The organism is Arthrobacter sp. H41, assembly GCF_000520535.1.
Taxonomy (GTDB): Bacteria; Actinomycetota; Actinomycetes; order Actinomycetales; family Micrococcaceae; genus Arthrobacter_D.
In genome coordinates, this window is the sequence record NZ_KI914828.1 from 2,641 (window position 1) to 8,261 (window position 5,621).

Sequence of the window (5,621 nt, forward strand, 5' to 3'; positions counted from 1 at the left end):
GACGCCCTGGCTCGCGTACTGGTGGATCTCCGCACCGTACGCGGCATCATTGAACACCACGATCACGCCCCTGCGGACGGTGCGCACCACGGATTCGAGGTCGGCGAGCGCCATCAGGAGTCCTCCATCGCCGGTGACCAGCACCGTTGTGGCGGCAGGGGCCGCCACCGCGGCTCCCACGGTGCTCGCGAGGCCGAGGCCGATGCTCTGATAGGCGGTACCGACCATGTGCAGCGCGTGCGGGCCGGCCACCTCCCAATACATGGGGGCCCAACCGATGAAGTGTCCGCCGTCCTGCACCACGATCCGGTCCCGGGGCAGGATGTCGTCGAGGGCAACCGCGACACTGCGCGGGTCCATCCGGCCATCGGGTGCCGTTCCGTTGCCCAGCGGCCGTCGGGGGAGCGCAGCCACGCGCCGGGCGGAGGCAGCCCGCCAACTCCCAGCGGGGGGATGATCGGGAAGCAGCCGGGACAGCGCTTCCGTTGTTGCGCGGGCATCGCCCTGCAGGAAGCTGTCCACCCGTGGGTGGGTGGGGCCCTCGGCGGTGTCGATCTGGAGAACGTGGGCGGATTCGCGAATGAGCGCTCCGAAGCGCATCGTGAACTGGGTCAGCCGGGCCCCGACCACCAGCACGACGTCGGCTTCCGCCATGATCTCCGCGGCCCCCTCGGTGCCGAACCCCCCGGCGATGCCCAGATCCGAATCCTGCGAGGGCAGGAGACCGCGGGCGAGGACCGTGCCGCAGGTGAGGGCACCGAGTTTGTCCGCCACCACCTGCAGTTCTTCCCCCGCGCCGGCGAGGTGGGCTCCGCGTCCCGCCAGGATGAGGGGCCGTTTTGCTGCCGACAGCAGCGAAGCAGCGACGGTCAGCTGATGGGCGCCGGGAAGTGCCGTCGGTTCGAGCGAGGGGAAGGGAAGTGCCTGTTCCTCCGGTGCCGGGGCGGTGGCGACGTCGTAGGGGACGGCGAGGACGACGGCGGTGCGGTGCTGCAGGGCATGGGCAATGGCCCGCCGGGTGATATCGGTGGGATCCTCAGTGGTCACAGTGAAGGTGGGGGCGCCGACCGCGGCGGCGATGGCGGTCTGATCGACGTCCCACGAGCGCCGTCCGGCAGCTGGCGCGTCACCGGTGACCAGGAGCACGGGAATCTGCGCCTGGACCGCTTCGGCAAGCCCCGTGATGGCGTTGCTGAATCCGGCTCCGTAGGTGGTGGTGGCTGCCGCCAGTTTCCCGGAGACCCGGTAGTAGGCGTCAGCGGCCGGGACGGCCCCGCCCTCATGGCGGACCGCCGTGAACTTCATGCCGACGGCCTCAGCCGCGTCGAGGAAGTGCGCATTGCCGTTGCCCATGACGCCGAAGATGTCGGTTGTGTGCTCGGCGAGGATCTGGGCGACGCGGAAGGATGCGGGAAAAGGGGCCACGGGAACTCCTGGAGATACAAATGGTCTGGTTGCCATATGTGTCTACGGAGCGCTTCCGATATTGCCCTTTTTGAGGGCACTGGTGGAGTCCACCTGACGCCCTGAGGGTACGACACCTGCGGGCTCGGGTACAACTCGCCGGGGCTTCTCAGTAGCTTGCGGGGGCATTGCCGTCAGTGGCGCGATCCTCCGGGACAGGGATGTATTCGGCGGCGAGTGCTTCGGAACCGCGGGCCAGCAGGGCTACGTCGGCGCCCACCAGCACAAAAGCGGCCCCGGCGGCCAGGTAGTGCTTCGCGGTGGCGGGGCGAAACGCGTTGACCCCTGCCGGTTTCCCGGCGCGCCGGGCTGCTGCGAGGCAGTGTTCGACGGCGGTACGCACCTGCGGATGCTCCTGCAGGCCGAGCAGCCCCATCGAAGCGGCGAGATCCGAGGGGCCGAGGAAGATCGCATCGACTCCCTCGACGGCGAGGATGTCCTCCACGGCTTCCACCGCCGCGTCTGATTCGATCTGGACGGTGATGCTGATGGTATCGCCGGCCCGGGCGAGGTAGTCCGGAATCCGGTTCCACCGTGCGGCCCGCGCCAGGGCCGAGCCCACGCCACGCACACCGGAGGGCGGATAGCGGGTGGCAGCGACGGCGGCTTCCGCGTCGGCTACGGAGTTCACCATGGGGACCAGCAGGTTCTGCACACCCAGGTCCAGGTACTGCTTGATGACCACGGGATCGTTCACCGGTGGCCGGACCAGGACCTGGATCGGGTAGCCGTGGACTGCCTGGAGCTGGGCCAGGATGGATTCGAGTCCGTTGGGGCTGTGCTCGGCGTCGATGAGCAGCCAGTCCAGGCCGGACCCGGCACAAATCTCCGCGACGAGCGGGCTGCCGGAGCAGACCCACATCCCGGCAAGTGGGCGCCCTGCCTCGGCGAGGGTGTCCCTGAAGGTGGGGCCTAGTGGAAGTGGCATGTCACGGCTCCGAGGGGTCCGTAGTCGGCGTGGACGGTATCGCCCCTGGAAACCGAAAGCGGGCGGGTGAAGGACCCGGCGAGGATGATGTCGCCGGCCTTCAGGCCGTCGCCGTGGGCGGCGATCTTGTTGGCGAGCCAGTGCACGCCGGCGGCCGGATGGTCGAGGACCCCGGCGGCCACCCCGGTCTCCTCCACCGTCTGGTTCTTGTAGAGGATGGCCGACACCCAGCGGAGGTCGACGGCGTCCGGGCGGACGGGATTGCCGCCCACCACCATGGCGCCCATGGCGGCATTGTCGGCAATGGTGTCCACGATCGTCCTGTCCGCCATTTCGATGCGGGAGTCAAGGATCTCCAGGGCGGGAACCACGTAGTCCGTGGCGTTGAGGACGTCGAAGAGGGTGCAGCCGGGGCCGGCCAGATCCTTCCTGAGGACGAAGGCCAGTTCCACCTCCACCCGCGGGTGGCTGTAGGTGTCCCATGCCACGGAGCAGCCGGTCTCCAGCACCATGTCGTCGAAGATGGCGCCGTAGTCGGGTTCGGTGATGCCGGTCGCCTGCTGCATCGCCCTGGACGTAAGGCCGATCTTGCGCCCCACCAGTTTCCGGCCGGCGTCCTCGTTGCGGCGCCGCCAGAGCCGCTGGACGGCGTAGGAATCCTCCACCGTCATTTCCGGGTAGCGGGCCGTCAGGCGTGGCACGGGAATCCGGCTGCGGCCGGCCTCCAGCAGTTCATCGGCGATGGCCTCGATCGTCGCGGCATCCATCATGGCTACAGCTGCGCCCCGAGCTTGAAGCCGATCCGGTCCCCGTCGGGACTCTCGGCATTCCTGCGGGTGTAGGAGAAGCCGTCGGCACCCACCGTGACCGCCATCTCGCTGTTCTCCTCGCGGGCCACCACGGGTTGCGGGTTGCCGTCGAGATCCAGGACCAGGGAGGCCTCGGTGTACCAGGAGGGCACGACGGCGTTGCCCCACCAGTCGCGCCGCTGGTTGTCGTGCACGTCCCACGTGACGGTGGGATTGTCCGGGTCACCGGTGTAGTAGTCCTGCGTGTAGATCTCGATCCGGTGGTCGTCGGGATCCAGGATGTAGAGGTAGAAGGCGTTCGAGACGCCGTGGCGTCCGGGGCCGCGCTCTATGCGGTCGGAGATCCGCAGGGCGCCCATCTTGTCGCAGATCTGGATGATGTTGTGCTTCTCGTGGGTGGCGAAGGCGACGTGGTGCATCCGTGGACCGTTGCCGCCGGTCAGGGCGGTGTCGTGCACGGTCTGCTTGCGGTGCATCCAGACCGCATAGGTGACGCCGTCGGAATCCTGGATGTCCTCGGAGACGCGAAAGCCGAGGTCCTCGAGGTACGCCTGTCCCCGTGGGACGTCGGGGGTCACCTGGTTGAAATGATCCAGGCGGACCAGTTCCCCGGCGGAGTAAAGGTCGTAGCGCTGGGTGAGGCGTTCCACGTGCTCGGCCTCGTAGAAGAACTCGTAGGGGAAGCCGAGCGGGTCCTCGACCCGGACGGAATCGCCGATGCCTCGAGTGAAGCCATCCCTACGGCGCTCGGTGCGGCAGTCCAGTTCCTGATAATAGGCCTCGGCGGCATCGACTTCGGCCGGTGACCTGACGCGGTAGGCGAAGGCGGCCACGGCCGCGATCGGTCCCTTGCGGAGCACCAGGTTGTGGTGGATGAACTCCTCGAAGGCGCGCAGGTAGATGGCGTCCTCGTCCTCCTCGGTGACGTGCAGGCCCAGGAGGTCCACGTAGAAAGCGCGGGACCTGGCGAGGTCGGTGACCACGATCTCCATGTAGGCGCAGCGGACGATGTCCGGCGCGGGGAGGGTCGGGGTAGGGACGAAATCAGTCATGGTCTTCTCTTCTTCGAGGAGGGTCGGGAAGAACTAGCCCTCGAGCCGGGCTGCGGCTGAAGTGTCGATACTTCCGAACTTCGGGGTATGAACGGAACCGAGCGTGATGTGCACGGCCTGCTGGTCGGTGTAGAAGTCGATGGACCGGTACCCACCCTCGTGGCCAAGACCGGAGGCCTTCACACCACCGAAGGGGGTGCGGAGGTCTCGGACGTTGTGGCTGTTGAGCCACACCATCCCGGCCTCCACGTTCTGCGAGAAGCTGTGCGCCCGGGTGAGGTCGGTGGTCCAGATGTAGGCCGCCAGCCCGTAGCGGGTGTTGTTCGCCAGGGCGAGCGCCTCGTCGTCGTTCTCGAACGGGGTGATGGCGACCACCGGGCCGAAGATCTCCTCCTGGAAGATCCGTGCGTCCGGTGCGACGTCGGCGAACACCGTGGGGGCGATGTAGTTGCCTTCGGGTAGGTGCGAGGGCCGTCCGCCGCCCGCGAGGAGCCGACCCTCGGACTTGCCGATCTCCACGTAGGAGGCCACCTTGGCGAAGTGCTCCGGATGGACCAGTGCGCCGACCTCGGTCCGAGGGTCGTGCGGGTCACCGACGATGATGTTCCTGGCGCGGGCGGCGTACTTCTCGCAGAACTCGTCGTAGATCCCGCGTTCCACGAGGATGCGGGAGCCGGCGGTGCAGCGTTCCCCATTGAGCGAGAAGACTCCGAACAGCGCGGAATCGACCGCCGCGTCCACATCGGCATCGGCGAACACGACGCACGGTGACTTGCCGCCGAGTTCCATGGACAGGCCCTTGAGGTTCTCCGCGGCGTTCCGGAAGATGGTCTGGCCCGTGGTCGTCTCTCCGGTGAAGGAGATCAGCGGGACGTCGGGGTGCTTCACCAGGGCGTCACCGGCCTCTTCGCCGAGGCCGTTGACCAGGTTGAACACACCGTTGGGCAGCCCGGCATCCGAGAAGATCCGTGCCCACAGCGACGCCGAAAGCGGAGTGAACTCAGCCGGTTTGAGGACCACGGTATTGCCCGTCGCCAGAGCCGGGGCGAGCTTCCAGGACTCCAGCATGAACGGGGTGTTCCACGGCGTGATCAGACCCGCGACGCCGATCGGCTTGCGGTTGACGTAGTTGATCTGCGAGCCGGGGACCTTCATGGCGTCGTCGAACTGCGCCACGATGAGGTCCGCGAAGAAGCGGAAGTTCTCCGCCGCGCGTCGGGCCTGGCCCTTGGCCTGGGTGATGGGCAGGCCGGTGTCGAAGCTCTCCAGCTCAGCGAGGCGCTCCTCCTGTGCTTCGACGGCGTCAGCGATCCGATTCAGGACCCGGGAGCGCTCGCGGGGCTTCATTTTCGGCCAGGAGCCGCTGGT

Annotated in this window: 5 protein-coding genes; all 5 read right to left on the reverse strand. The window is 67.6% G+C overall.

Going from position 1 to position 5,621, the window contains the following annotated elements:
• Nucleotides 1-1,353, reverse strand: a 1,353-nt coding sequence (locus Y705_RS20280) for a thiamine pyrophosphate-binding protein (protein ID WP_253908638.1), incomplete at its 3' end; no start/stop codon positions are given.
• 220 nt (nt 1,354-1,573) lie between these two features.
• Entirely contained in the window at nt 1,574-2,392 is an 819-nt protein-coding gene (locus tag Y705_RS0114440) for an HpcH/HpaI aldolase family protein (RefSeq protein ID WP_026533369.1), read from the reverse strand.
• Nucleotides 2,377-3,162, reverse strand: a complete 786-nt coding sequence (gene hpaH, locus Y705_RS0114445; protein ID WP_026533370.1) for a 2-oxo-hept-4-ene-1,7-dioate hydratase — start codon at nt 3,160-3,162, stop codon at nt 2,377-2,379. The genes Y705_RS0114440 and hpaH overlap by 16 nt, the downstream gene beginning before the upstream one ends.
• Before the next feature lie 2 nt (nt 3,163-3,164).
• The gene (gene hpaD / locus Y705_RS0114450) at nt 3,165-4,253 is read right to left on the reverse strand and encodes a 3,4-dihydroxyphenylacetate 2,3-dioxygenase (protein WP_026533371.1); all 1,089 of its coding nucleotides are present in this window, start codon (nt 4,251-4,253) and stop codon (nt 3,165-3,167) included.
• A gap of 33 nt (nt 4,254-4,286) precedes the next feature.
• Nucleotides 4,287-5,621: aldehyde dehydrogenase (locus Y705_RS20285; RefSeq protein WP_049822825.1), on the reverse strand; the 1,335-nt coding region annotated here is incomplete at its 5' end.

Excerpts from the sequence above, each read along its gene's own strand:
- Y705_RS0114440 (WP_026533369.1), bottom strand. The coding sequence starts at position 2,392 with ATGCCACTTCCACTAGGCCCCACCTTCAGGGACACCCTCGCCGAGGCA.
- hpaD (WP_026533371.1), bottom strand. The coding sequence starts at position 4,253 with ATGACTGATTTCGTCCCTACCCCGACCCTCCCCGCGCCGGACATCGTC.
- hpaH (WP_026533370.1), bottom strand. The coding sequence starts at position 3,162 with ATGATGGATGCCGCGACGATCGAGGCCATCGCCGATGAACTGCTGGAG.